Origin of the sequence: Methylibium sp. T29 (assembly GCF_000576205.1) — a bacterium.
Lineage (GTDB): Bacteria > Pseudomonadota > Gammaproteobacteria > Burkholderiales > Burkholderiaceae_C > Methylibium > Methylibium petroleiphilum.
Genome location: NZ_AZND01000003.1, coordinates 1 through 25,563, shown reverse-complemented (window position 1 = coordinate 25,563; position 25,563 = coordinate 1). Strand labels below are relative to the sequence as shown.

At 69.0% G+C, this 25,563-nt stretch carries 24 protein-coding genes, 1 tRNA gene and 3 pseudogenes; 10 read left to right on the top strand and 18 right to left on the bottom strand.

Features of this window, described 5'->3' with window-relative positions; genetic code table 11:
- From x551_RS01015 to x551_RS00990, 6 genes and pseudogenes are all read right to left on the bottom strand, one after another.
- Entirely contained in the window at positions 1-675 is a 675-nt protein-coding gene (locus tag x551_RS01015; protein ID WP_036230520.1) for an HAD-IA family hydrolase, read from the bottom strand.
- Positions 675-1,378 (bottom strand): annotated as a pseudogene (gene rpe / locus x551_RS01010) (ribulose-phosphate 3-epimerase). Before rpe ends, x551_RS01015 begins: the two are co-directional and overlap by 1 nt.
- Positions 1,378-2,181 carry an HAD-IA family hydrolase gene (locus tag x551_RS01005; RefSeq protein WP_011830368.1) on the bottom strand — a complete coding sequence of 268 codons (804 nt, stop codon included), beginning with the start codon at positions 2,179-2,181 and terminating at the stop codon, positions 1,378-1,380. The pseudogene rpe and the gene x551_RS01005 overlap by 1 nt, the downstream one beginning before the upstream one ends.
- Position 2,182: 1 nt before the next feature.
- Positions 2,183-3,079, bottom strand: a complete 897-nt coding sequence (gene cbbX / locus x551_RS01000) for a CbbX protein (RefSeq protein WP_011830367.1) — start codon at positions 3,077-3,079, stop codon at positions 2,183-2,185.
- A gap of 26 nt (positions 3,080-3,105) precedes the next feature.
- Entirely contained in the window at positions 3,106-3,525 is a 420-nt protein-coding gene (locus x551_RS00995; protein WP_011830366.1) for a ribulose bisphosphate carboxylase small subunit, read from the bottom strand.
- A 32-nt stretch (positions 3,526-3,557) separates the two neighbouring features.
- A pseudogene (locus x551_RS00990) lies at positions 3,558-5,014 on the bottom strand (form I ribulose bisphosphate carboxylase large subunit).
- Positions 5,015-5,187: 173 nt separating this feature from the next.
- On the opposite strand from x551_RS00990, the gene x551_RS00985 reads away from it, so the two are divergent.
- From x551_RS00985 to x551_RS23930, 8 genes are all read left to right on the top strand, one after another.
- Positions 5,188-6,177, top strand: coding sequence for a LysR family transcriptional regulator (locus tag x551_RS00985; RefSeq protein WP_011830364.1), 990 nt, complete (start codon positions 5,188-5,190; stop codon positions 6,175-6,177).
- A gap of 160 nt (positions 6,178-6,337) precedes the next feature.
- Positions 6,338-7,948, top strand: a complete 1,611-nt coding sequence (locus tag x551_RS00980; RefSeq protein ID WP_036230487.1) for a methyl-accepting chemotaxis protein — start codon at positions 6,338-6,340, stop codon at positions 7,946-7,948.
- 59 nt (positions 7,949-8,007) lie between these two features.
- The gene (locus tag x551_RS00975) at positions 8,008-8,775 is read left to right on the top strand and encodes a geranylgeranyl reductase family protein (RefSeq protein WP_253950264.1); all 768 of its coding nucleotides are present in this window, start codon (positions 8,008-8,010) and stop codon (positions 8,773-8,775) included.
- The gene (locus tag x551_RS26715) at positions 8,772-8,999 is read left to right on the top strand and encodes a hypothetical protein (protein WP_051511765.1); all 228 of its coding nucleotides are present in this window, start codon (positions 8,772-8,774) and stop codon (positions 8,997-8,999) included. The genes x551_RS00975 and x551_RS26715 overlap by 4 nt, the downstream gene beginning before the upstream one ends.
- A complete protein-coding gene (locus tag x551_RS00970; RefSeq protein WP_036230484.1) occupies positions 8,996-9,487 on the top strand; it encodes a TspO/MBR family protein in 492 nt (163 codons plus the stop codon). The genes x551_RS26715 and x551_RS00970 overlap by 4 nt, the downstream gene beginning before the upstream one ends.
- Positions 9,480-9,761 (top strand): hypothetical protein, encoded by a 282-nt coding sequence (locus x551_RS00965; protein WP_231497547.1) that lies wholly within the window; start codon positions 9,480-9,482, stop codon positions 9,759-9,761. Before x551_RS00970 ends, x551_RS00965 begins: the two co-directional genes overlap by 8 nt.
- A 199-nt stretch (positions 9,762-9,960) precedes the next feature.
- Positions 9,961-10,308, top strand: coding sequence for a hypothetical protein (locus x551_RS24895; RefSeq protein WP_161727926.1), 348 nt, complete (start codon positions 9,961-9,963; stop codon positions 10,306-10,308).
- Positions 10,293-10,598 (top strand): GNAT family N-acetyltransferase, encoded by a 306-nt coding sequence (locus x551_RS23930; protein ID WP_216701290.1) that lies wholly within the window; start codon positions 10,293-10,295, stop codon positions 10,596-10,598. Before x551_RS24895 ends, x551_RS23930 begins: the two co-directional genes overlap by 16 nt.
- Here the strand turns inward: x551_RS23930 and x551_RS00955 are convergent.
- From x551_RS00955 to x551_RS00925, 6 genes and pseudogenes are all read right to left on the bottom strand, one after another.
- Positions 10,587-10,662, bottom strand: a tRNA-Thr gene (locus x551_RS00955). The two genes, x551_RS23930 and x551_RS00955, sit on opposite strands and share 12 nt — an antisense overlap.
- Before the next feature lie 71 nt (positions 10,663-10,733).
- Positions 10,734-11,996 carry a 6-phosphofructokinase gene (locus x551_RS00950; RefSeq protein WP_036230479.1) on the bottom strand — a complete coding sequence of 421 codons (1,263 nt, stop codon included), beginning with the start codon at positions 11,994-11,996 and terminating at the stop codon, positions 10,734-10,736.
- A 40-nt stretch (positions 11,997-12,036) separates the two neighbouring features.
- Positions 12,037-13,046: pseudogene (locus tag x551_RS00945) on the bottom strand (class 1 fructose-bisphosphatase).
- Between the two features lie 48 nt (positions 13,047-13,094).
- Positions 13,095-15,791, bottom strand: a complete 2,697-nt coding sequence (pepN, locus tag x551_RS00940; protein ID WP_036230476.1) for an aminopeptidase N — start codon at positions 15,789-15,791, stop codon at positions 13,095-13,097.
- A gap of 47 nt (positions 15,792-15,838) precedes the next feature.
- A protein-coding gene (gene prfB / locus x551_RS24890; protein ID WP_129448243.1) for a peptide chain release factor 2 occupies positions 15,839-16,943 on the bottom strand; the annotation gives its coding sequence in 2 pieces (ribosomal slippage) (positions 15,839-16,861 and positions 16,863-16,943; 1,104 coding nt in all).
- A gap of 316 nt (positions 16,944-17,259) precedes the next feature.
- On the bottom strand, positions 17,260-18,198 hold the full coding sequence (locus x551_RS00925) for an alpha/beta hydrolase (RefSeq protein WP_036230473.1): 939 nt from the start codon (positions 18,196-18,198) through the stop codon (positions 17,260-17,262).
- Positions 18,199-18,296: 98 nt separating this feature from the next.
- Here x551_RS00925 and x551_RS00920 point away from each other — a divergent pair, with 98 nt between their 5' ends.
- Both x551_RS00920 and x551_RS00915 read left to right on the top strand, forming a co-directional pair.
- Positions 18,297-19,106 (top strand): glycosyltransferase family 2 protein, encoded by an 810-nt coding sequence (locus x551_RS00920; RefSeq protein ID WP_036230470.1) that lies wholly within the window; start codon positions 18,297-18,299, stop codon positions 19,104-19,106.
- 193 nt (positions 19,107-19,299) lie between these two features.
- Entirely contained in the window at positions 19,300-20,028 is a 729-nt protein-coding gene (locus x551_RS00915) for a DUF6492 family protein (RefSeq protein WP_036247312.1), read from the top strand.
- On the opposite strand, the gene x551_RS23135 is transcribed toward x551_RS00915, so the two are convergent.
- From x551_RS23135 to x551_RS00885, 6 genes are all read right to left on the bottom strand, one after another.
- A complete protein-coding gene (locus x551_RS23135; RefSeq protein WP_051495582.1) occupies positions 20,025-21,014 on the bottom strand; it encodes a glycosyltransferase family 2 protein in 990 nt (329 codons plus the stop codon). The genes x551_RS00915 and x551_RS23135 overlap by 4 nt on opposite strands.
- Positions 21,015-21,025: 11 nt before the next feature.
- Positions 21,026-21,682, bottom strand: a complete 657-nt coding sequence (locus x551_RS25695; protein WP_051495581.1) for a glycosyltransferase — start codon at positions 21,680-21,682, stop codon at positions 21,026-21,028.
- A gap of 602 nt (positions 21,683-22,284) precedes the next feature.
- Positions 22,285-22,932, bottom strand: coding sequence for an acetyltransferase (locus x551_RS00900; protein WP_036230464.1), 648 nt, complete (start codon positions 22,930-22,932; stop codon positions 22,285-22,287).
- On the bottom strand, positions 22,929-24,035 hold the full coding sequence (locus x551_RS00895) for a DegT/DnrJ/EryC1/StrS aminotransferase family protein (protein WP_036230462.1): 1,107 nt from the start codon (positions 24,033-24,035) through the stop codon (positions 22,929-22,931). Before x551_RS00895 ends, x551_RS00900 begins: the two co-directional genes overlap by 4 nt.
- A 52-nt stretch (positions 24,036-24,087) precedes the next feature.
- On the bottom strand, positions 24,088-25,185 hold the full coding sequence (locus tag x551_RS00890; protein WP_036230461.1) for a glycosyltransferase: 1,098 nt from the start codon (positions 25,183-25,185) through the stop codon (positions 24,088-24,090).
- Positions 25,182-25,563, bottom strand: a 382-nt coding sequence (locus tag x551_RS00885; RefSeq protein ID WP_036247307.1) for a glycosyltransferase family 9 protein, incomplete at its 5' end; no start/stop codon positions are given. The genes x551_RS00890 and x551_RS00885, both read right to left, overlap by 4 nt.

The window sequence follows — 25,563 nt, the reverse complement described above, 5'->3', positions numbered from 1 at the left end:
TCAGGGGGCGGACTGCAGGTGCAGTCGGGCCGCCAGCTGCGCCGGCGTCGCCACGCGCCAGGCGTCGAGGGTCTCGGGCACGGTCAGGTGACCGTAGCCCCACTGCACCAGCGCGGCCTGCGCGCCCGCCGCGTGGGCCGCTCGCAGATCGAGGATGCTGTCGCCCACCATCAGCAGGCGACCCGTCGAGACGCCGAGCTGGTCTGCCGCGTTTTCCAGCAGCAGTGGCGAAGGCTTGCGTTGCGCCTTCGTGTCGGCGCCGTGCACGGTGGCGAAGCAGTCCAGCAGCCCGGCAGCCTCCAGCACGGCACGGGCGAGCCGGGTCGGCTTGTTGGTCACGACGGCGAGTGGTCGGTGCGGCTTCAGCTGCGCCAGCAGCTCGGCGATGCCGTCGTAGACCTGGCCATGCTGCAGCGGCGCCGCGAGCGTGGCGCGATCGAATGCGGCGCGCACGCGCGGCGTCAGCAGCGCGGTGCTGACCGCGTCGAGGTCCTGCGCATTCATCGCTCGCGCGATGAGCGCGTCCGGGCCGTCGCCGATCCAGCCGCGCACGCGGGCGAGATCGAAGCGCTGCAGGCGCACCTCGTCCAGGCCGGCATTCAGCGCGTGCGCAATGTCGGGTGCGCTGTCGACCAGCGTGCCGTCGAGGTCGAAGGCGATGGCGTCGAAGTTCATCATGTCGCCCCGTCGCCCGCCATGCGGTTCGATGCGCGTTGCCCCAGGCGGGCGTTGTCGCGGATGCCGGCGATCGCCTGGGCGTAGCTGGCGCTGTTGAACACCGCCGAGCCGGCGACCAGCGTGTCGGCCCCGGCGGCGCCGACACGCTGGGCGTTGTCGACCTTCACGCCGCCGTCGACCTCGAGCCACACATCGCGGCCGCTGCGATCGATCAGCCGGCGCACCGCTTCGATCTTCGGCAGCGTGCCCTCGATGAAGCTCTGGCCGCCGAAGCCGGGGTTGACCGACATCAGCAGCACCAGATCGAGCTGATCCAGGACGTGATCCAGCACGTTCAAGGGCGTGGCCGGGTTCAGCACCAGGCCTGCCTTGATGCCGTGCGAGCGGATCAGCTGGATCGTCCGGTCGACATGCTCGCTCGCCTCGGGATGGAAGGAGATGATGTCGGCGCCGGCCTGCGCGAACATCGGGATCAGCGCGTCGACGGGCTTCACCATCAGGTGCACGTCGATCGGCACCGTGGCGTGCGGCTTGATGGCCTGGCATACCAGCGGCCGATGGTCAGGTTCGGCACGTAGTGGTTGTCCATCACGTCGAAATGAATCAGGTCGGCACCGGCCTCGATGACGGATCGGACCTCGTCACCGAGACGGGCGAAGTCGGCCGACAGCAGGCTGGGCGCGATGCGGATGGCGCTCATCAGGCGATTCCCCGGTAAAGGGCCTGGACGCTGTCCAGCGGTGCAGCGGGGCGGGCCAGTGCGCACAGTTCGTCGAAACTCAGCCAGGCGGATCTCTGCAGCTGACGGCCGGGCTCGTCGCTCAGGGGCTTCTCGGGGTCGCCGAGGCGCGGCAACACCAGGCCGGCGCTGGTGAAATCGCTGCCCTCGGTCCAGAAGGTCGGTGTGATCACGGTCCACAGGCCGGCCGCGACGGCGGAGCGCAGGCCGTTGGACGAATCCTCGAACGCCACGGCGCGGTCGGCCGTGAGACCGAGCGTTCGCAGCGCGAGCTGGTAGATATCGGGGGCGGGCTTCTTCTGCTTCACCTGGTCGCCACAGGCGATCACACTGAACATCTCCAGTCCGCGAGCGCCGAGGGTCGACTGCAGCAGGGCGTCGACATTGACCGCACTGGTGGTGCTGGCGATCGCGAGACGTCGACCGGCATGCAGGGATTCTTCGAGCAGTCGCGCCACGCCGTCGCGCAGCACGATGCCGCCGTCGTTCACCATCGAGCTGTAGAAGCGCGTCTTCTCGCGGTGGAGGTGCGGCACCAGCTCCAGCAGGCGGCGCCGGTCGGTCGGTGCGATCGGCAGCGACTGGATGTAGCTGGTGATGCGCTCCTTGCCGCCGGTGACGTCGAGCAGGCCGCGGTACTCGGTGCGGCTCCAGCTCCAGCCCAGACCGTAGCGATCGAATGCCAGGTTGAAGGCCACGCGGTGGGCTTCCTCGGTGTCGGCGAGGGTGCCGTCCACGTCGAAGATGAGCGCGTCGATGCCCATGTCAGTCTCCTTCGAGGCTGGCCGTCTCGAACACGCGGCTGGCCAGGATGTCTTGCGCCTGCAGCGTGCAGAGCTGATCGCGCGTCAGCGCGCTGTCATCGTCGAACAGGCGGGTGGCATGGCGCAGCCGGATGCGGTCGAGTGCGTTGCGCACCGAGCGGGCGTTGGCGAAGTGCGGCTGCTGGCGCCGCAGGCCGACATAGCGTGCGAAGGCCGGCTCGGCCTCGTCGTCGAAGCGGTAGTTCAGGCCCTGCAGCATCAGGGTTGCGATCTGCATGAGCTCCGACTCGCTGTAGTCGGGGAAGTCGATGTGGTGCGCGATGCGAGAGGCCATCCCCGGATTGCTGCCGAAGAAGGTGTCCATCCGGTCCTTGTAGCCAGCGAGGATCACCACCAGGTCGTCGCGGTGGTTCTCCATCGTCTGCAGCAGGATCTCGATCGCTTCCTGCCCGTAGTCGCGTTCGTTCTCGGGGCGGTACAGGTAGTAGGCCTCGTCGATGAACAGCACACCGCCCATCGCCTTCTTCAGCACCTCCTTGGTCTTGGGCGCGGTGTGGCCGATGAACTGGCCCACCAGGTCGTCGCGCGTGACCGCGACGAGGTGGCCCTTGCGCACATAACCCAGTTGCTTCAGCACCGCAGCCATGCGCATCGCCACCGTCGTCTTGCCGGTGCCGGGGTTGCCGGTGAAGCACATGTGCAGCGAAGGGGGCTGCGACTGCAGCCCCTGTTGCTGCCGCAGCTTGTCGATCACCAGCAGCGCGGCGATGTCGCGGATGCGCCCCTTGACCGGCGCCAGACCGACCAACTCGGCATCGAGCTGCTCGAGCAGCGTGCGCACGCCCGAGGCTTCGAACAGCGCACGCGGGGAGGGGGCGGAAGAGGAGGTCTCGTCCATGGCAGCGATCTCGGTGCGCGGCGCGATCAGTAGCGTGCGCCTTCCGCGGCGGCCTGGACCGCGTAGCTCTCGATGCTGTAGCGCAAGGTGCGGCCCGGCTCCTCGGTACGGATCAGGCGGAAACCGGGCTCCTCGCTGGGGCGGTTGATGATGAAAGACAGCACCACCGACTCGGTGCCGTGCGACGAGTCGAACGCGGTCAGGCGGATGTAGTGGTTCGGGAAGGTCTTGCGGCAGCTCTTGACCTCGAGCATGACGCCGGCGGCGTCCTGCACGTCGAACATCGGGTTGCCGAACATCTCCCAGTAGGTGTTGCGGGGATGGGGGTCGTCGGTGTATTCGAGGCCGATGGCCCAGCCCTTGTCGAGGCAGTAGCTGACCTGACGGCTGATCTGCTCGTCGCTCAGGTCGGGCAGGAAGGAGAAGGTGCCTTGTGTGATGCGCATGGGGTACTCCAGGAGGTGCGGGGAGGTCGTGCTCAGGCGACCGACGGCGTGGGCACGTAGTCCGACGTGTCGGTGGACGTGTAGTTGAAGGTGATGTCGCCCCAGGTATCGAGTGCGGCGGCCAGCGGCGTGCAGCTCTTGGCGGCATCGCGCAGGATCTGCGGACCTTCGTTCTTGATGTCGCGGCCTTCGTTGCGCGCCAGCACCATGGCTTCGAGCGCGACGCGGTTGGCGGTGGCACCGGCCTGGATGCCTGCGGGTGGCCGATCGTGCCGCCGCCGAACTGCAGCACCACGTCGTCGCCGAACAGGTCGATCAGCTGGTGCATCTGGCCGGCGTGGATGCCGCCCGAGGCCACTGGCATCACCTTCTTCAGTGCGCCCCAGTCCTGGTCGAAGAAGATGCCGCGCGGCAGGTCGACCTTGGTGTGCGTGTCGCGGCAGACGTTGTAATAGCCCTGCACGGTGAGCGGGTCGCCCTCGAGCTTGCCGACCGCGGTGCCGGTGTGCAGGTGGTCGACGCCAGCCATGCGCAGCCACTTGGCGATCACGCGGAAGCTCACGCCGTGGTTCTTCTGGCGCGTGTAGGTGCCGTGGCCGGCGCGGTGCATGTGCAGCACCATGTCGTTCTGGCGCGCCCAGTTGCTCATGCTCTGGATCGCCGTGTAGCCGACCACCAGGTCGATCATGATGATGACGGAGCCGAGCTCCTTGGCGAACTCGGCGCGGCGGTACATCTCCTCCATCGTGCCGGCGGTGACGTTCAGGTAGCTGCCCTTGACCTCGCCGGTCGCGGCGCTGGCCTTGTTGACCGCATCCATCACGAACAGGAATCGGTCGCGCCAGTGCATGAAGGGCTGCGAGTTGATGTTCTCGTCATCCTTCATGAAATCGAGGCCGCCCTTCAGGCCCTCGTAGACCACGCGGCCGTAGTTGCGGCCCGACAGGCCCAGCTTGGGCTTGGTGGTGGCGCCCAGCAGCGGGCGGCCGAACTTGTCGAGCCGCTCGCGCTCGACGACGATGCCGGTCGGCGGGCCGGCGAAGGTCTTCACGTAGGAGACCGGGAACTTCATGTCCTCCAGGCGTGCGGCCTTCAGCGGCTTGAAGCTGAAGACGTTGCCGATGATCGATGCGGTGACGTTGGCGATCGAGCCTTCCTCGAACAGGCTCAGGTCGTAGGCGACGTAGCAGAAGTACTGTCCCGGGTTGTTGGGCACCGGCTCGACCTTGTAGGCCTTGGCGCGGTACATGTCGCAGGCGGTGAGGCGGTCGGTCCACACCACGGTCCAGGTCGCGGTGCTGGACTCGCCGGCCACCGCGGCGGCGGCCTCGATCGGATCGACGCCGTCCTGCGGCGTGATGCGGAACAGCGCCAGGATGTCGGTGTCCTTCGGCACGTAGTCGCCGTTCCAGTAGCCCATCTGGGCGTACTTCAGGACACCGGCGGCATAGCGCTTCTTGGTGTCGGTGATCTGCGTTGGTTCGTTCATCTTGCCCACGGCACTCTCCTTGCTCGACGGCGGTTTGGTTGGCGGTTCTGCATGCAAGGGCTTGGCGGTACAGGCCTTGCAATGACCTGCCAAACCGTTGATGGACATGAATATACGAACCTGTCTTCACATATAAAAATTAATTATGTTCAGCAAAACATTGGTGTTTGCAAATGCTTAAGAACGCGACGCTGCGCCAGCTTTCGGCATTCCATGCCGTCGCTCGGCTGGGCAGCGTGTCGCGTGCCGCGAGCGAGCTCTACCTGACCCAGCCCGCGGTCTCGATCCAGCTCAAGCTGCTGGAGGAATCGGCCGGGACGCCGCTGCTGCAGCGCGAGGGCCGCGGTGTGCGACTCACGCCGGCGGGCGACCTGATGGCGTCCTATGCGGGCCGCATCCTCGACCTGTGGCGCGACGTCGGCGACGAGATGGCCACGCTGCGAGGCGTGTTCTCGGGCACGCTGCGCGTCGGTGCCGTGACGACCGCTGAATACCTGCTGCCGCCGTTGCTGGTGAGCTTCGCGAACGAGCATCCCAACGTGAAGGTCAAGCTGCGCGTCGGGAACCGCGACGAGATCGTGCGGATGCTCGCGGCCCAGGAGGTCGACCTGGTGATCATGGGCCGCCCGCCCGGAGAGCTGAAGACCGTGGCGACAGCCTTTGCCAAGCACCCGATGGCCTTCATCGCGTCGCCGCGCCACCCGTTGATGGCGCAGCGCAGGCTGACGCTGGCCGATCTGGAGGGTGCCAGCCTGCTGGCACGTGAGCGCGGCTCTGGCACCCGCACGACGCTGGAGCGCCTGTTCAAGGACGAGGCCATCACCTTGCGCATCGGCTCCGAGCTGTCGAGCAACGAGGCCATCAAGCAGATGTGCGTGGCGGGCTTCGGCGTGGCCTTCCTGTCCTTGCACACCTGCCGGCTCGAGCTCGACGCCGATCTGCTGCAACTGCTGCCGCTGGACAGCAACCCTGTCGAGCGTGAGTGGTTCGTGTTGCACCTGGCGTCGCGACAGCTGCCGCAGGTGGCGGTGGCATTCGAGCAGTTCCTGACCGCGCAGGGGCAGCGTCTCATCCATGCCCAGTTGCAGACTTCGGTTGAGCCCAAGCCTCGGGTGGTGGGTCGGCGACCACGCCCGGACCGAGCGGCGCTGGTAACGGACTGATCACTCTGTGTGCCGTGCCGAAAGTCGGCCGGCCGTTCGTCGCGTTCGCTGACCGTGACGCCGACGGGTTCGAAGCTTGCGTGAGGGGCTGCCGCGACCCGACCCCGTCTGTCGGCGGGAGGTGTACCCCACAACAGCGCAAGGCGCGGACGGAGACAGCGTGAATCACAGACCCATCCAGCAGGGCGGCGCCGCCGGCATCGTCTCGGCAGTGCAGCAGGCGCCGCTGATCACCACCACCGACCTGCAGGGCGCGATCAGCTTCGCGAACAAGGCCTTCCTGCAGACCTGCGGCTACGCGATGGAACAGGTGCTCGGTGCACCGCACAGCATCGTGCGGCATCCCGACATGCCACCGAAGGTGTTCGCGGACATGTGGGCGGTTCTCCATGCCGGAAGGCCCTGGACGGGGCTCGTCAAGAACCGCAGCAGCTCCGGCGACGCCTTCTGGGTCAAGGCCAACATCATCCCGATGTTCAAGGACCGGCAGACCGTCGGCTTTACGTCGGTGCAGTGCCCACCCGCGGATGCCGAGGTCCGCGAGGCGGAGCAGGTCTACGGCCTCTGGCGGGCCGGCGCCGGCGCGCACTACGTGCTGCGTGCCGGGCGCATCGTCGAGACCGGATGGCGCGCGCTCGTCAGGGCCGTGAGAAACCCGCTGGACCTGCCGGTGCAGTGGCGGATGCAGGGTACCGCCGCGATCCTCGCATTGCTGTTCACTCTGCTGCTTGTCGGTGCGCTATGGCCCGATGCGCTGGCCGTGCCGATGGCGATGAGCGGGGGCTGGCGCGTCTGGGCCCTGGTCGGTGGATCGATCGGGCTGATGGCATCGATCGCGGTGGCGGTGTATTTCCTGCAGCGCGTGGTCGCGCCGCTGCGCCAATCGCTCGATGCCGCGATGGCCATCGCCGGCGGCGACATCACGCGGCAGTTCGACGACACGCGAACGGCCGGCGAACTGCTCGAGCTGAATCTCGCACTCGGGCAGATGGTGGCCAAGATGACCGCTGTGCTCGGTGACGCTCGGCTCCACGCCGCCGAGGTCGCTTCGGTGGTCGACGAACTGGCCGACGGCGCGAGCCGCCTCGCCGAGCGCTCGGCGAGCCAGGCCGACGACGTGCAGGCCGTGACGCGCAGCACCGCCGACATCGATGCGCTGAGTCAGCGCAACACCGATGCGGCCACCCAGGCCAGCCGGTCGGCGCACCAGGCCTCCGACGAAGCCGACCAGACCTGCGCCGCTGCCGCCGCCATGCACACCGCCATGCACGACATCACCGCGTGCAGCCGGCGCATCGGCGAGATCAGCCACGTCATCGACGAGATCGCGCTGCAGACCGGCATCCTGGCGCTCAACGCCGCCGCCGCCGCCAGCCGTGCCGGCGAACAGGGCCGCACCTTCAACATCATCGCCGGCGAGGTGCGCACGCTGGCTCAGCGCAGCGGCGCCGCGGCAAGGGAGATCAAGCACCTGGTCGACGAATCCCAGCAGCAGACCGGCGTCGGCGAGAAGCTGGCGGCCCAGGTCGGCACACGCATCAATGGCGTGGCTCAGCAAGTGAAGGAGGTCAGCGCGATGATCTCGCAGATCAGCCTCGCGGCGCAGGAGCAATGCGCCGGCGTCGAGCACATCAACACGCGGCTGCAGACGTTGGACGCGACCACGCACCAGAACGCCGAGCTCGCGCGCGCCAGCGCCATGTCGAGCGCCGACGCAATCCGCGAAGCGCAGCGGTTGCAGGCTGCGCTGGGCGTGTGGAGCCCCGATTGAGACCGGTGTAGCGCCAGCGCATGGCGCGCCGGCTGCGCGCTTTCAGCAGGTTGACACGCATGGTGTCACCGACCGACAAGCGGGTCGACATCCCGATCGAGAACGGCTTCGTCGGCATGGTCGACCGCGATGCCTTCGACGAGTGGCTGCGCGCGCGTGCCGCCGGTAGCGGTGCACAACGGCAGATCGGCAGCTTCGAGCGGCTCACGCGCGACGACGACGGTGTGAGCGTCGTGCACTACCAGGCCCGAGAGCGGCCCGGCGACGCCGCCAGCGTGCCGCGCAGCGTGCGTGCGCGCTGCGTCATCGGTGCCGACGGCGCGCGCTCGGCGGTGGCCCGCCAGGCCATCGCGGGCGCCGAGCGCAACCCCTGCGTGTTCGCGTACCACGAGATCGTCCGCGCACCGCCCGCCAAGCCGGTCGGCTACGACGGGTCGCGCTGCGACGTCTACTACCGCGGCAGCCTGTCGCCCGACTTCTACGGCTGGGTCTTTCCTCATGGCGACACGCTGAGCATCGGCACCGGCAGCGCCGACAAGGGCTTCTCACTGCGCGCCGCCGTCGGCCGCCTGCGCTCCGATTCGGGCCTGCAGGACGCACAGACGCTGCGCCGCGAGGGGGCACCGATCCCGATGAAGCCGCTGCGGCGCTGGGACAACGGCCGCGACGTGCTGCTGGCCGGCGACGCCGCGGGCGTGGTCGCGCCGGCCTCGGGCGAGGGCATCTACTACGCGATGGCCTCCGGGCGCCTCGCGGCCGAGGCGGTCGAGTCGGCGCTGCAGACCGGCGACGGCCGCTGCTGCGGCAGGCGCGGCGCCGCTTCATGAAGGCCCACGGCACGGTGTTTCGCGTGCTCGGCGTGATGCAGTGGTTCTGGTACTCCAGCGACCGCCGCCGCGAGCGCTTCGTCACGATCTGCGAGGACCGCGACGTGCAGCAGCTCACCTTCGAGTCGTACATGAACAAGGAACTGGTGCGCAAGAAGCCGATGGCCCACGTACGCATCTTCTTCAAGGACATGGGGCACCTGCTGGGGCTGGTGCGCGCATGACCTCACGCGGTGGTCTCCTCAAGCCTGTCCTGATCGCGGCGGCCGCCGCGCTCGCGGTGGCCGGCCTCGGTGGCTTGATGACCGATCTGGGCCCCTGGTATCAGCGGCTCGTGCAGCCGCCCTGGAAGCCCCCTGACTGGCTGTTCGGCCCGGCGTGGACGGCGATCTTCGCGCTGGCGGCCATGGCCGGCGTGATCGCGTGGCGCCGCGCGCCGCGGCGGGTCGACCGGGAGTGGATGCTGGCGCTGTTCGCGCTCAATGGTTTCCTGAACGTGCTGTGGAGTCTGCTGTTCTTCCGCCTGCACCGGCCCGACTGGGCGCTGTTCGAGGTGTTGCTGCTTTGGCTGTCGATCCTGCTGCTGATTGGGGTGCTGGCCCGTTATGCGCGTATCGCGAGCCTGCTGCTGCTGCCCTACCTCGCGTGGGTGGCGTTCGCCGGCTTCCTGAACCTCGCGACCGTCCGGCTCAACGGCCCGTTCGGTGCCTGAGGTCGCCGTGCTCGAAGGCCTATCGAGCGCCACAGTCATCGATCTGGTGATCGGCCTGACGCTGTTCGAAGGCCTCGCGCTGGCGCTGTACCACCGTCGCACCGGCAAGGGCGTGCCGGTCGGCGACTTTGCCGTCAACCTCGTGTCGGGGCTGTGCCTGATGCTGGGCTTGCGAGAGGCCCTGACTGGCGCCTCCCCGCTCTGGATCGTGATGTATTTGGCGGCGTCAGGTCTCGCGCATGCGGTCGATGTACTGCTCAGGTGGCAACGGTGAGCATCAAGTCCATTTGAACGCGCTGCGGTTGGCGGCAATATGGCCGTATTGTCGGTTTGTTGCTTTCTGCTCTGCGCCGATCGGGTCGTCGAAAAGGAACAATCGCGACGAAATGGACTCCACCACGGCGAGAACAACTTTCCGACCGACAGACCGTCCGCGAGAGGGTCGTCGTCATGACGAAGCAATGCGGCGCTGGGTGAAGCAGGTCAAGGGGCTGGTCGAACGGGTATGGCAGCGCTGGGTCCCGCGGCGCGCGATCCACGACATCGCCATCCGCAGACTGAGTGCTGCCGAGGTCGATGCCGTGCAGCGAGCGATTCCGGCCCCGCTGGTGTCGCCGTACTCGTCGAGCTTGCAGGAGCAGGCTGGCGGTGATCTCGACATCCTGGTGGCGTGGTATCGCGGCGTTCCGATCGGCATCGGCTTCGTCGGATGGCGTCGCCAGCATGCGCCGCAGATCACGCAGCGCTGGCGCGATATCCCCGAGATCTATCGCCTGTTCGTCCCGTTGCGCTACCGGTCCCTGGGGTGGGCTCGCGGCTGATGGACGAGATGGAGTCGCTGGCGGCCGCCCGTGGCTGCGAGGCCATCGGCCTGGGCGTCAGTCACGGCAACCCCCGTGCGCGTGCGCTGTATGAGCGCCGAGGCTACGATGCCGATGCGGTGGAGTTCCTGAACGAATACGCCGTGGTCGATCGCCAGGGCCGCTCACAGACGATCAGCGATCGCTCGGTCTATTTGGTCAAGCGAGTCCATGGCAAGTCGGCTGCAGGCTGCACGGCGTCCAGGAACGAGGACAGTCCGCGCCGAGCTCTCGAAACTTGGTGCCGGTGAAGAGAGTCGAACTCCCGACCTTCGCATTACGAATGCGCTGCTCTACCAACTGAGCTACACCGGCAAGGTCTTTTCAGACCCTCGGAGCGTTGATGCCGCTCCGGGAAAACGCAGATTCTAGCCGATGGCGTGGCACTACTTCAGGTCGAAGACAGCCAGCCTTTTCGGCACCGCCACGTTCTTCAGGCTCACGTAGCGCGGCAGGCCGTTGGTGAAACGCGGATAGTCCTCGCCCTGGATCAGTGGTCGCAGGTAGCGGCGGCACTTCTCGGTGATGCCGAAGCCGTCCTTGGTGATGAAGTCGCGCGGCATGAACTTCTCGACGTTGGCCACCTTCGCCAGCGGCGCCATGCCGATGCGGTACTTGTACGGCGCATCGGCCAGGCGCTCGATCGTCGGCATCACCGCGTTGTGGCCCTGCAGCGCGAGCTCGACCGCCTTTCGCCCCAGCGCGTAGGCCTGGGTCACGTCGGTCTTCGACGCGATGTGGCGCGCCGAGCGCTGCAGGTAGTCGGCCACGGCCCAGTGGAACTTGTGGCCGAGTGCCTGCTTGATGAGGTTGGCCACCACCGGCGCTGCGCCGCCGAGCTGCGCGTGGCCGAAGGCGTCGCGCGCGCCCTGCTCGGCGAGGAAGCTGCCGTCCGCGTGGTGGCACCCTTCGGACACCACCACGGTGCAGTAGCCGTGCTGCCGGACGAGCTGGTCGACGCGGGCAAGGAATTTCGGCTCGTCGAACACGATCTCGGGAAACAGGATCACCACCGGGATGCCCTGCTCCTCGACCAGGCCGGCGGCCGCGGCGATCCAGCCTGCATGGCGGCCCATGACCTCGACGACGAACACCTTGGTCGAGGTCTTGGCCATCGAGCGCACGTCGAACGAGGCCTCGAGCGTCGACACCGCGACGTACTTGGCCACCGAGCCGAAGCCGGGGCAGCAGTCGGTGAAGGCGAGGTCGTTGTCGATGGTCTTGGGCACGTGGATCGCCTGCAGCGGGTAGCCCATGGCCTCCGACAGCTGGCTGACCTTGAAGCAGGTGTCGGCCGAGTCGCCGCCACCGTTGTAGAAGAAGTAGCCGATGTCGTGCGCGCGGAACACCTCGATCAGGCGTTCGTACTCGCGCCGGTTCGCCTCGAGCGACTTGAGCTTGTAGCGGCAGGAGCCGAACGCGCCCGACGGCGTGGAGCGCAGCGCGGCGATCGCCGTGGCCGACTCTTTGCCGGTGTCGATCAGGTCCTCGGTCAGCGCACCGATGATGCCGTCGCGGCCGGCATAGACCTTGCCAATGCGGTCCTTGTGGCGGCGCGCCGTCTCGATCACGCCGCAGGCCGAGGCATTGATGACCGCCGTCACGCCGCCCGACTGGGCATAGAACGCGTTTCTCTTCTGCTTTGCCATCGACTCGTCCTCCGCGGTGGTGACGTCGCGGCCGCCGCTGTCAGCCCGCTTCGCGATGGTAGGCGCTCGCGCGCTCGACCTCGTTCTTCGAGCCCAGGATCACGCTGACGCGCTCGTGCAGCTGGCTCGGCTGCAGGTCGAGCACGCGCTGCTTGCCGTTGGTGGCCGCGCCGCCGGCCTGCTCGACGATGAAGCCCATCGGGTTGGCCTCGTACATCAGCCGCAGTTTGCCGGCCTTGGCCGGCTCGCGCTTGTCCCAGGGGTACATGAAGACGCCGCCGCGGCACAGGATGCGGTGCACGTCGGCCACCATGCTGGCGACCCAGCGCATGTTGAAGTCCTTGCCGCGCGGGCCGTCCTTGCCCTGCAGGCATTCGTCGATGTAGCGTTGCATCGGCGGCGCCCAATGCCGCTGGTTGCTCATGTTGACCGCGAACTCCCTGGTGTCCTCGGGGATGCGCACCTCGTCGGTGGTCAGCACCCACGAGCCTGCTCGCGGTCGAGCGTGAACATCGCGACGCCGTCGCCGACGGTCAGTACCAGCGTGGTCTGCGGGCCGTAGACGCAGTAGCCGGCGGCCACTTGGGCGCTGCCGGGCTGCAGGAAATCCTGGGTGCTGACGCCCGGGGTATCGCTCTGCTTCTTCAGTACCGAGAAGATGGTGCCGATGCTGACGTTGACGTCGATGTTGCTCGAGCCGTCGAGCGGGTCGAACAGCAGCAGGTATTCGCCCTGGGGGTAGCGGTTGGGCACGACGTAGATGCTGTCCATCTCCTCGCTGGCCATGGCCGCGAGCGCGCCGCCCCATTCGTTGGCCTCGATCAGCACCTCGTTGGCGATGATGTCGAGCTTCTTCTGCACTTCGCCCTGCACGTTCTCGCTGCCGGCGCTGCCGAGCACGCCCCCCAGCGCGCCCTTGTTGACGCTGATCGCGATGCTCTTGCAGGCGCGCGCCACCACTTCCAGCAGCAGGCGCAACTGCGCCGGAATGCGGCCGCGCTCGCGCTGCTCCTCCACCAGGTATTGCGTGAGGCTGATGCGTCGGGTCATCTCGGGGTTCCTTCGGACGTGAGAGAGGAGGGGGAGGAGCAGGGGAGGTCAGTCCTGCAGCGCGCGCGTGACGATCTCGCGCGTGTCCTCGGACAGCTCCGGCTTGGCCGCCACGCGGGCGATCGCCTCGCGCGCGGCGCTGCGGTAAGGCTCGGCCAGCGCACGCCAGCGGTCAAGTGCGCGCGCCAGCCGCGAGGCGAGCTGCGGGTTGATGGCGTCGACCTCGCACACGCGCTCGGCCCAGAACACGTAGCCGGCGGCGTCGCGGCGGTGGAAGGCGGCCGGGTTGTTGAGGAACAGCGCCGCCAGCACGCTGCGCGCCCGGTTCGGGTTGCGCAGCGAGAAGTCGGCATGCTGCAGCAGGGCCTTGGCCCGCGTGAACACGCGGCCGGCGTGCTCGCCGACCGGCTCGCTCGCGCCGGCCTGCAGCGCGAACCACTTGTCGATCACCAGCGCCTCGCCCTTGAACAGCGCGTGAAAGCGCTCCAACGCCGGCACCGCCAGCTCGGCGTGCGCGTTCACCAGAGCCGACAGCGCGCCGAAGCGGTCGGTCATGTTGCCGGCGTCCTTGAAGCGCTGGTAGGCCCGGCCGGGCCAGACGGTGTCGCCGCTGGTGGTGGCGTCGAGCACCAGCATCGCCAGCGCCAGGTTAGCCAGCGCGCGCTGGCCGGCGCTGTGTGCGTCGGGCGAGTAGCCGCCCGCGGGCTGGTGGTGCTCGTAGGCCCAGGCCCAGTCGTCGCGCAGCGCCTGCGCGAGCTGCAGGCGTGCGGCCTCGCGCACCGCATGCACACGCTGCGGGTCGATCTCCGCGCCCAGCCGCTCGCCCACATAGGTTTCGGTCGGCAGCGTGAGCGCGAGCTCCTTGAAGGCGGCATCGAGCGAGGGGTCGCGCAGCAGGCTGCGCATTGCCGCCACGAAGGGTTCGTCGAGCACCGGCGTGCCGTCGTCCGGCCGCTGGGCCGCCGCGAGCAGGCGGCGCAACGCGATTTGCTGGCCGGCCTCCCAGCGGTTGAAGGCGTCGCCGTCGTGGGCCAGCAGCACCAGCAGTTGGGCGTCCGTCAGCGCGGCATCCAGGACCACGGGCGACGAGAAGCCGCGCAGCAGCGAGGGCACGGGTTCGGACTCGACGCCGACGAAGGTGAAGGCGGCGCTCGGCTGGTCGAGCACCAGCACGCGGTCGGTGCCGCCCGCGGCCGGTTCGGACTCGAGCTGCAGCGGCAGCGCCCGGCCGTCGTCGGCGGCCACCAGGCCGATCGCGACCGGAATCACCCACGGCTGCTTGTCGGGCTGGCCCGGCGTGGGCAGGCCGCGCTGCGTGAGTTCGAGCGTGTAGCGGCGGGTTTCGGCGTCGTAGCGGCCGCGCGCGGCGAGCTGCGGCGTACCGGCCTGCGCGTACCAGCGCTTGAAGGCGTCCAGCCGCCCTGCCAGCGCGCTGCCGGGGTTGGCGTCGGCGATCGCCTGCGCGAAATCGTCGCAGGTCACGGCCTGGCCGTCGTGGCGCTCGAAGTAGCGCTTCATGCCGGCGGCGAAACCGTCGCGACCAACCAGCGTGTGCATCATCCGCACCACCTCGGCGCCCTTTTCATAGACGGTAGCGGTGTAGAAGTTGTCGATCGCCTGGTACTGGTCGGGCCGCACCGGGTGCGCCATCGGGCCGGCATCCTCGGAGAACTGCACCTGGCGCAGCAGGCGCACGTCCTGGATGCGCTGCACGGCGCGGGCGCTGGCGGCGCCCGCCATGTCCATGCTGAACTCCTGGTCGCGGAAGACCGTGAGCCCTTCCTTCAGCGACAGCTGGAACCAGTCGCGGCAGGTCACGCGGTTGCCGGTCCAGTTATGGAAGTACTCGTGGCCGACCACGCTCTCGACGTGCGCGAAATCGAAGTCGGTCGCTGTGGCGGCACTGGCCAGCACGAACTTCGTGTTGAAGATGTTCAGGCCCTTGTTCTCCATCGCGCCCATGTTGAAGTCGCTGACCGCGACGATCATGAAGCGCTCCAGGTCGAGCGACAGGCCGAAGCGCGCCTCGTCCCAGGCCACCGAGGCGATCAGCGAGTTCATCGCGTGCTCGGTCTTGTCGAGGTCGCCGGCGCGCACATAGACCTGTAGCAGGTGGTCCTTGCCGGAACGGCTGCGGATCTTCTGCTCGCGCATCACCAGATCGGCCGCGACCAGCGCGAACAGGTAGCTCGGCTTCGGGAAGGGGTCGTGCCACTTCGCGCAGTGCTTGCCGCCGTCGAGTTCGGCCTGCTCCACGAGGTTGCCGTTCGACAGCAGCACCGGGTAGGCCTTGGCATCGGCCTTCAGCGTGACGGTGTAGACCGCCATCACGTCGGGCCGGTCGAGGAAGTAGGTGATGCGGCGGAAGCCCTGCGCCTCGCACTGCGTGAAGAAACCGCCGCCGGAGGTGTACAGGCCCGACAGCTGGGTGTTCTTTGCCGGTGCGCAGGTGTTGCGCAGCTCGAGCGTGAAGCGGCCGTCCGGCAGGCCGTCGAGCACCAGTTGCGCGCCTTCGACGCGGAAGGAGATGCTCTCGCCGTTGACCAGCACCCGCGTGAGGTTGATGTCCTCGCCGTCCAGGCGCAGCGGCTGCGTCGGCAGGTCGGGGTTGCGCTCGACCTCCATGCGGTTGATGACCAGCGTCTTCTGCGGGTCCAGGTCGAACGTGAGGTCGACGCTGCGGATCCAGTAGGCCGGGGCGCTGTAGTCCTCGCGGCGGACGAGGGGAGCGGTGCCTTCGCGCATGTGCGGTGTCTCCAGGGGAACTTCGTGGGGTCGAGCGGGGTGGGGCCTCAGACGCCCTGCTTCAGGCTGGCCTCGATGAAGGCGTCCAGGTCGCCATCAAGCACCTTCTGCGTGTTGGAGATCTCGACGTTGGTGCGCAGGTCCTTGATGCGGCTGTTGTCCAGCACGTAGGAACGGATCTGGTGGCCCCAGCCGACGTCGGTCTTGGTGTCTTCCAGCTTCTGCTGCTCTTCCTGGCGCTTGCGCATCTCGTGGTCGTAGAGGCGCGAGCGCAGCCGCTTCCAGGCCACGTCGCGGTTGCTGTGCTGGCTGCGGCCGTCCTGGCACTGCACGACGATGCCGGTCGGGATGTGCGTCAACCGCACCGCCGAGTCGGTCTTGTTGATGTGCTGACCGCCCGCACCGCTGGCGCGGAAGGTGTCGGTCCGGACGTCGGCCGGGTTGATCTCGATCTCGATCGAGTCGTCGACCTCCGGGTAGACGAACAGGGACGCGAAGCTGGTGTGGCGCCCGCCCGAGGAATCGAACGGGCTCTTGCGCACCAGGCGGTGCACGCCGGTCTCGGTGCGCAGGTGGCCGAAGGCGTAGTCGCCCTCGACCTTGATCGTCGCGCTCTTGATGCCGGCGGTGTCGCCCTCGGTCTCGTCCTCGATGGTGGCCTTGAAGCCCTTGCGTTCGCAGTACTTGAGGTACTGGCGCAGCAGCATGCTGGCCCAGTCGCAGGCCTCGGTGCCGCCGGCGCCGGCCTGGATGTCGATGAAGCAGTTGCTCGGGTCGGCGGGGTTGCTGAACATGCGGCGGAACTCGAGCTGCTCCACCTGCGCGGCCAGCCCCAGCGTCTCGGCCTCGATGGCGCGCAGGCCGTCCTCGTCGCCTTCTTCCTTGCTCATCTCGTAGAGCTCGGCGTTGTCGGCGAGGTTGCGCTCCAGCGATGCGATGGTGTCGACCACCGTCTCGAGCGACTTCTTCTCCCGGCCCAGGGCCTGGGCGTTCTTCGGGTCGTTCCAGACCGTCGGATCCTCGAGCGCGGCGTTGACCTCGCTCAGGCGGCGTGACTTTTCATCGTAGTCAAAGATACCCCCGGAGCTGGGCCGTGCGTTCGCGCAGGTCAGCCAGTTGGTTGCCGAGGGCGTTGATGTGTTCGATGTCCATGGGGTTTCCTTCGTGTTCGGGACGCGGCGGTTGCGGGCCGCTGATCGATGGATTTTCTCATGCTGCCTCTTGAGCTCGGAGCGGGCGAGGATGAGGGCGGGCCCGGCTGCGCTTAGCGGGGGTACCCGATGCGCTTCGCCGGGCCCGCCCTCATCCTCGCGGGCACCATCGCGGTATGCGCTGTGGAGAAGCACGGGCGGTGCCTGCATGGCGGGGTGCGGGCGGGCGCCATCGCTTAGCGGGGTACCCGATGCGCGCTGTCGCCCACCCGCACCCCGCCATGCGCGCTCCACCGCCCCACCGCCCCGCATGCAGCTCACGGAGCCGAAAGGAAACGCTCGATGTGCGCCGACAACCGCTCCGGCTGATCGTGATGCAGCATGTGCCCGGCGTCCTCCAGCATCACCCGCTCGATCGACACCGTGGAGGCGATCGAGGCCAGGCGCTCCTCGAAATCGCTGCGCGGGTAGCTGGTGCCCCACCACTTGGCGACGTCGGTCTGCCGCCCCTCCACCCACAGCAGCGGCGCCGTGATGCGGGCCCAGCAGGCCAGCACCTCGTCGACGCGGTAGAGCAGCGGGTTGCTGCGCTTGTGCGCCGGGTCGCCCTGGATCTCCCAGCGTCCTGCCGTCGTCTGGCGCGCCCAGTGCGGCGCCAGCCAGGAGGCGCGTTCCGCGGTGAGCCGTGGGTTGTTCTGGCGCAGTCGGCGTGCGACCTCGTCGAGGCTGGCGTAATCGCGCAGGCGCTGCGGCGCCTTCAGTTCGTCGAGCCATCTCGCGTAGCGACCGGGCGCCTGGGCCGGCACGCTGCGCGGCATGCCGAAGCCCTCGAGATTGATCAGTCGGCGGATGCGCGCGGGCCGCACGCCGGCGTAGAGCATCACGATGTTGCCGCCCATGCTGTGGCCCAGCAGGTCGACCGGCTGGTCGGGGGCGAAGTGATCGAGCAGCGCGTCCAGGTCGGCCAGGTAGTCGGCGAACCAGTAGCTGTCGGTGCCCGTCGGCGCCAGGCTGCCGCCGAAGCCGCGCCAGTCGGGCGCGAGCACGAGGCGCGGCGTGGCGAGCGCATCGACCAGGAACTGGAACGACGCTCCGACGTCCATCCAGCCGTGCAGCAGCACCAGCGGCGGGCGCTCGGGGGCGACGAGCGAGGCATCGCCCCAGGCATGCACCTGGTAATGCAGGCTGCGAACCGGCACGCGCAGGACGCGGGACTCGCGCAGGCCGGGAGCGGTGGACGAGGAGGACGAGGTCATGCGCGGAGGGTAGCGCGTGTCGCGCGCGGGCGCTGCCTACGGCCGGCCGCGGCGGCACGAGCGCCTATCATCCGGGCCGACGCGACTCCGCCCCCGCCATGCTGCCCCGTTCCAGCCGCCGCACGACCCTCTCGGTCATGATGATCGTCCGCGACGAGGCCGACCGGATCGAGGCCTGCCTGCAGTCGGTGGCCGGCTGGGCGAGCGAGATCGTCGTTCTCGACAGCGGCAGCACCGACGGCACGACCGACATCGTGCGCCGCTACACGGACAAGCTCTGGGTCACCGACTGGCCGGGCTACGGCCCGCAGCGCAACCGCGCGCTCGACCACTGCAGCGGCGAGTGGGTGCTGTCGATCGATGCCGACGAAGTGGTGACGCCCGAACTGCGCGACGAGATCGACCGCGTGCTCGACGAGCCGGGGCGCGATTTCACCGTGCTCAAGATGCCGTGGAAGACCTACTTCTTCGGCCGCCCGCTGAAGCACGGCCGCTACACCTCGCCGCAGGCCAAGCTCTTCCTGCGCGAGGGTGTGCGCTACCGCGACCACCAGGTGCACGAGTCGCTGCTGATGCCGCGCCGCAAGGACCGTGTGCTGAAGGCGCCGCTGGAGCATTACTCGTGGCGCAGCTACCAGCACGTGCAGGAGAAGCACCTGAAGTACGGCTGCCTGCTCGCCGGGCAGAAGTTCGCCAAGGGCCAGCGCGGCAACCTGGCTTATGCGGCGCTGCGCTTCGGGACCGACTTCCTACAGCAGTACCTGCTGCGTGGCGGCTTCCTCGACGGCAGCCGGGGCTTCCTGATGGCCGTGATCCTCGGGCAGTACGCATTCCACAAGTACGCGGCGCTGTGGGCGCTGGAGGCGGATGCGGCAACGCCACCGAGCAGGCCGCCGCCGGCGCCATGACGGAGGCCCCGCCGCGCGTCGCGCTGCTGACGCCGACCTACCGCGCCGACCTGCAGCGCTTCGGCCTGCTGCGCGAGGCGCTCGAGGCCCTCGGCTGCGACTGGCCGCACCTCGCGGTGGTGCAGACCGAGGACCTGCCGCTGTTCCGCAATGCGCTGGGCGCCACCCGGTCGAGTGGATCGCCTCGGCCGAGGTGCTGCCCGCCGAGGTCGAGGCCACGCGACGGCGCCTGTCGGGCTGGCCCGACAGCTACCGCAAGCTGCGTCGCAGCCTGGCCAAGCGCTTCGGCTGGTTTCCGGACGCGGCGAGCGATGGATGGCACGTGCAGCAGATCGTCAAGCTCGCCGTGCCGGCGATCGGGCCGCATACGGCCTATGTCGCGCTCGACTCCGACGTGCTGCCCACCGTGCCGCTGCGCGCCGAGCACTATCTGCACGACGACCGGGCGGCGTTGATGATCGAGTACCAGCCCACCTTCGCGCACTGGGCCGATGCCGCGGCGCGCATGTTGGCGCTGCCGGCCGAGACGGTGCGCCCGGTGAACTTCGTGGCCTGGCCGTTCGTGTTCCACCGCGACACCGCGCGCGGCCTGCACGCCTACCTGGCCCAGGTGCATGGCGGGCGCCCGTGGTGGCGCAGCCTGCTGGGCCAGCGGCCCGGCGAGCTGTCGGAGTTCACGCTCTACGGTGCGTATGCGCAGTTCATCGAGCGGGGCCGCCGCCACTTCGAGAGTGCGGCGAACACCGCCACCCGCTTCGTGATCACGCAGCAGCAGCGCGACCAGGCGGCCGCGCTGGTCGAGGCGGCGTTCGACGATCCGGCGGCGCGCTTCGTGCTGCTGCAGGCCAGCCGTCGCTGGCCCGTCGAGCCGCTGGTGCCGCTGGTCCGGCAACGGCTGCAGCAGGCCGCGGCCCGGCCCTAGCCGCGGAGTGGCCGCAGCAGGCGGCCCAGCGTGTCATAGGTCGCGTTGATGCGCCAGGCCCCAGGCACCTGCCGCGCTGCACGCCACAGCGCCAGCAGGCGGGTCGTCCGGGGGCGCGAGTGGTCGTCCTGCAGCGCACGTAGCGTCTTGCGCCACTGCAGCGCCGCGAGGGCGTCGCGGGTGTCCGCGTGCAGGGCCTGCAGGGCCGGGTCGTCGAGCAGGCGCGACAGCAGCGCCTGGTGCTCGTCACTGAAGCGCTCGGCGTCGGCGAGCGACTTGGAGGCGCCGTGCAGCCGGAACCACGCCAGCGTGCGATCGCTGTATTGCACGCGAGGAAAGCGCTGCGTGTAGCGGATCAGCAGATCGAGGTCGAAGCGGTAGTGCAGCGTGGCATCGATGCCGGTCTCGCGCAGCGCCGCGGTGCGGTACCAGATGCCCGGCTGGTGCCAGCGCGTGCGCGACTCGATCGGCAGGCGCACCAGGTCGCGTGCCGTCAGTGCGCGGCTGGTGCGCAGGCGGTCGAGCCGGTGCTCGCTGAAGTTCTGCGTGCAGCCGCCGAACAGGTCGGCGTCGCGCACGCGGGCCACCTCCCACAGCGCGCCGGGGGCCAGCAGGTCGTCCGAGTTGATCCAGTTGAACCACTCGCCATCGGCGCGCGCCAGGCCCTTGAGGAGGGCATCGACCTGGCCACGGTCGCGCTCCGACACCCAGCTGGTCAGCCACGGCGCGTAGTGCCGCAGGATGTCGACCGAGCCGTCGGTGCTGCCGCCGTCGATCACGTGGTAGTCGAGCGCCGGATAGCCCTGCTCCAGCACCGAGCGGATGGTGGATTCGAGGAAGGCGGCCTGGTTGTAGGAGGGTGTGACGACGGTGATGCGCGGCGGGTCCGCGGGGCGAGCGGCGGCCGATGGGACCGCGGCGCCGGGCCAGTGGGGCGGCAGCCGGGCAGGGGTCAGCCGCGCGGGCAGTTCGGGAGGGGTGTTCATGGTCTCGCAGCCTAGGCTCGCAGGCGCTGCTGGCGCCGCGCGAATTCGATGGATTCGAGCAGGGTCGACCCGCACAGGCTCCGGCGCTTCTGTCCGCTCTCGACGAGACGTTGCGCCGACGGGCGGACATACGGCGTCGCGAGGGCGGCGCGCATCCGATCGGCCAGCGACGCCGCGTCGCCTGTTGGAAAGTAGCTGACCCCTTCCTCGGCAATCTCGAGGTTGACCGGGATGTCGGAGAGGATCGAACGCACGCCGAGCGCCACGGCGTCGTACACCGCACCGCCGCCGGGCCCGCCTTCGAAGCGCGTCGGCTGGATCACCGCGACCGCGTCCTTGAGCAGCGAGATCTGGTCGTCCTTGGGGATCAGCCCGAGTATCCGGACCCGCTCGCTGATGCCCAGTGATGCGAGCGACTGCAGCAGGCCCGGGAAGTACGCCGGATCGCGGTGATCCTCCGTCGATCCGGTGCAGACGAGCGTCAGTCCAGGGTGGTCCTTCGCCATCTCGGCGTAGGCACGGAATGCGGTCAGGTGGTCCTTGTGCTGCCAGAACTGGCTGCTGATGATGAAGTAGGCGCCGGCGATGCCATAGCGGGATCGCGTCGCGCTCGAATCGAGCGCGAACCAGTGGGCGGCCGGCGCCGCCCCGAACGGCAGGGGGAACACCCGCGCGGCATGTCCGGGGCAGTAGCGCTCGATGTCCGCGGCGACGTCCCGCGCGTTGACGATGACGCTCGGCGCACGGGACAGCGTGGACCTGAACCGTCGGTCGCGCGAGGCCGACTCGTCCGCCGTGAAGTACTGCGGAAGATGGCGGTGCTGGAAGTCGTAGATGTAGCCGACCCAGGCACCCGCACCACCGGCTTGAGCGCCGAGTCGGCCGGCAGCAGGGCCTGCAGGCCGAGCCGTTGCGAGGCCCGCGCGATGGCGGCATGTCCGGCCTCGATGCGGTGCACCTGCACGTCCACGCCATGGCCGGAGAAAAGCCGCTCCAAGGGCTCGCCGGCGGCGAGGGCGGCGCGGGCAGCGGGTGGCCCAGCCATTGGCGGCCGCTTCGCCACAGGGCGCCGGCCCAGCCGCGCTCGTGGAAGCGGCGCCGGGGCTCGGGCAGCAGCGCATGCAACTCCAGCGGTACACCGGTGGCCGCCAGGCTGGCCGTGACCAGCCTGAGAAAGTCCTGGCCGCCCGTCCACCGGACGAAGCCATGGCCGAGCAGACCCAGCTTCAGCATGGGTCACGCAGCCGTCGTGCGGCGACCGCGGCCGGCCTCATCGGCGCCGCCGGGCGGGAACGCCGACATAGACGCCGTCCTCCGCGTCGACCGACCGGACCAGGACCGAGCCGGCGCCCAGCGTGGTCCTGGACGCCACGCTCAGTTTCTCGAGCACCTGGCAACCTGTGCCGGCCAGGCAGCCGTCGCCCACCCTGACGTTGCCAGACACATTGCATCCGGGGTTGAACACGTTGCAGGAACCGATCACCGAGTCGTGGCCGATCGTGGTGTTGAGGTTGAAGACATTGAAATCACCGAGAACGACATCGCACTCCACTGCACTGCCGGCATGGAACAGGTTGCCCACGCCGCACTTCAGGTACTCGGGGCTGACCGTCATGCGGGGGTGGAACAGGTTCGGGAAGCGAAGATGCGTCAGGCTCGACAGCCGCGTCGCCAGCGCCTGGCGGATCCGTGGCGAGCCGATGCCGATCACGACATCCAGGTCGTGCCGGGCATCGAGCAGGAGCTCGTCCGTCCCGACGACCTGGCCGAACGGCATGGCGGTTCTCGCATCGGCCTCGCCTTCGCCGAGGAAGGCGATCTCCTTCCAGGGACCCGTCGCCTGCATCACGGCGTGCGCGAGCTGGGCGACCTCCTTCGCGTAGCCGCCGGTTCCGAGGATGTACAGACGCGAATTCATGCCGACCTGGAACAGAAGCTCGCGATCGTGTGGGCGATGTGGTCGATCTGCTCGCAGCTCAGGCCGGGCCAGCTCGGCAGGTTGATGCCGCGCCACGCCAGGTCTTCCGCCACCGGGTGCTTGCGGTAGCTGCGGGCGTACATCGGCATCGTGTGCACCGGATAGAACAGCGGTCGGGTCTCGATGCCCGCCTCGGCGAGGGCGTTGCGCAGCGGCTCGCGCGCTTCGGCGCGGTCGGCCAGGATCGACACCATCCAGTAGCTGTGCCGCGTGTCGGGTGCCTCGGCGTGCAGTTCGATCGGCAGGCCGGCAAGACGACGCGCGTACTGCAGGGCCAGATCCCGCTTGCGCGCGATGATCTCGTCGGCCCGCTCCAGTTGCGCGAGGCCGATGGCTGCGGCGATGTTCGTCATGCGGTAGTTGTAGCCGACCACGTCGTGCCAGTACTCGCGGTGCGCGGCCAGGCCCTGGCCCTTGAAGTGGCGCGCGCGTTCGTTCAGGGTCTTGTCGTTCGTGACCACCATGCCGCCCTCGCCGGTCGTGATGGTCTTGTTGCCGAAGAAGCTGAACGTGGCGATGTCGCCGAAGGTCCCGGCGTGCCGGCCGGCGTACGTCGACCCGAAGGCCTCCGCGCAGTCCTCCACGAGGAACAGGCGGTGCTCGTGCGCGATCGCGGCCAGCGCGGCCATGTCGCAGGTCTGACCGTAGAGATGGACCGCGAGGATCGCGCGCGTGCGCGGCGTGATGTGGCGCTGCACATCCTCCGGGTCCATCTGCCAGCTGCTGCGCAGCGAATCCACGAAGACGGGCGTGGCGCCGGTGTACGCGATGGCGTTGACCGGCGCGATGTAGGTGAGCGTGGGGACGATGACCTCGTCGCCCGGCCCGATGCCCAGCGCCAGCAGCGCCAGGTGCAGGGCGACCGTGCCGTTGCAGACGGAGGCGGCGTGCTCGACCCCGATGTACGCCGCGAAGGCCGACTCGAACTCCCCGACGAAGCGGCCGCGCGAGGAGATCCACGACGAGTCGATGCACTCGTTGACATAGGCTTTGACGTTCCCGCCGAGGTCGGGGCGGTAGACGGGAATCCGGTGCTGGTTCATCGGGAAGCTCCGAGGGGCGGGTGGCGCCGAGTCTGGACGGCGGGATTGTCGATCACCCGGCCACCGCCCCGACGCAGGCGCGGTACACGGCCAGGTTGCCCTCCACCATCGCATCCACCGAAAATTCGTCCAGCACCAGCTGCCGTCCCGCCGCACCATAGCGAGCCCGCAGCGCGGGGTCGCCGAGCAGGTTCGTCAGGTGCTGCGCCAGCGCCGCGGCGTCCCCGGGTTCGATCAACTCGCCGTTCAGGCCCGGCCGCACGATCTCCGGGATGCCGCCAGCGCGTCCGGCCACGATCGGCAGGCCGCAGGCCGCTGCCTGCAGCAGCGCAACACCCAGACCCTCCATCTCGGCCGGATGCACCATCACGTCGATGCACGGCAGCACCCGCTCCAGATCCCGTCGGAAGCCGGGGAACAGCACGCGCTCGCCGAGGCCGGCCTCGCGCACCAGTTGCTGGATGGCCGGCAGTTCCGGACCCTGCCCGAACAGCAGTGTGCGGGTGCGCGGGTGCGCCGCCAGCACGGCCGGCAGCGCGGTCAGCAGCGTGCGGTGGCCCTTGCGCGGGATGAATTGCGCCGCCATCGCGAGCGTGCTCTCGTCGTCGGCCAGGCCGAATTCCGCGCGCAGCCAGGCGCGCTCGGCCGGTTCGGGGCGGTAGCGCCCGGTGTCGACCGCGCTGTGCACGCACACCACCTGGCCGGCCGACAGGCCTTCGCCCAGCAGCACCTGGCGGATGCCCTCGGAGATCGCGATCACGCGTGCGTAGAGGCGGTACTTGCGTTTCACCCACCAGCGCGGTTCGGGGTTGTCGACCCGGCGGCTCAGGACGGCCGGCACGCCTTCGCGGCGGGCCGCCAGGCCGCCCCACAGGTCGCTGCCGCGCCGGCTGTGCAGGTGCACGACGTCGGGGCGTTCCGCGCGGATCAGTGCCCGCAGGCGCCCGACCATGCCGAAGTCGGCGTCGCCCTTCATGGCGATCTCGTGCACCCGCAGCGCATGCGGGCGCGCCGCCTCGGCGATCGCACTGCCTTGCGGGCAGACCAGCACGGCCGGTTCGCCGCGGGCTTTCAGGCCTTGCAGCAGGAACACCACCTGCAACGCCCCGCCGTAGAGATGCCGGCCGGCCTCGACGTGCAGGCTCTTCATGCCACCGGCTCCAGCAGGCGCGAGGCTTCGGCGAACACGCGGTCGACCTCGAAGGCGCGCATGCAGTCGTAGCGGCCGTCGCAGGTCGGGTGGCGCTGGCAGGGCGAGCAATCGAGTTGCGCGTAGAGCACCACGCTGCGCGACGTCCTCGGGTCGCGGTAAGGGCAGGTCGATCCGAACAGCGCGACGGTCGGGACCTCGAGCGCGGTGCCCATGTGCGTGAGCCCGGTGTCGACACCGATCAGCAGCGTTGCGCCCTCGATCGCGGCCACCGTTTCGTCGAGTTTCAGGGCGCCGGCCAGATCGACCAGGCCGGGCACGCCGGACGCGATGCGGGCTGCGGCCGCACGGTCGGCGGGGCCGCCGAGGAGCACGGGC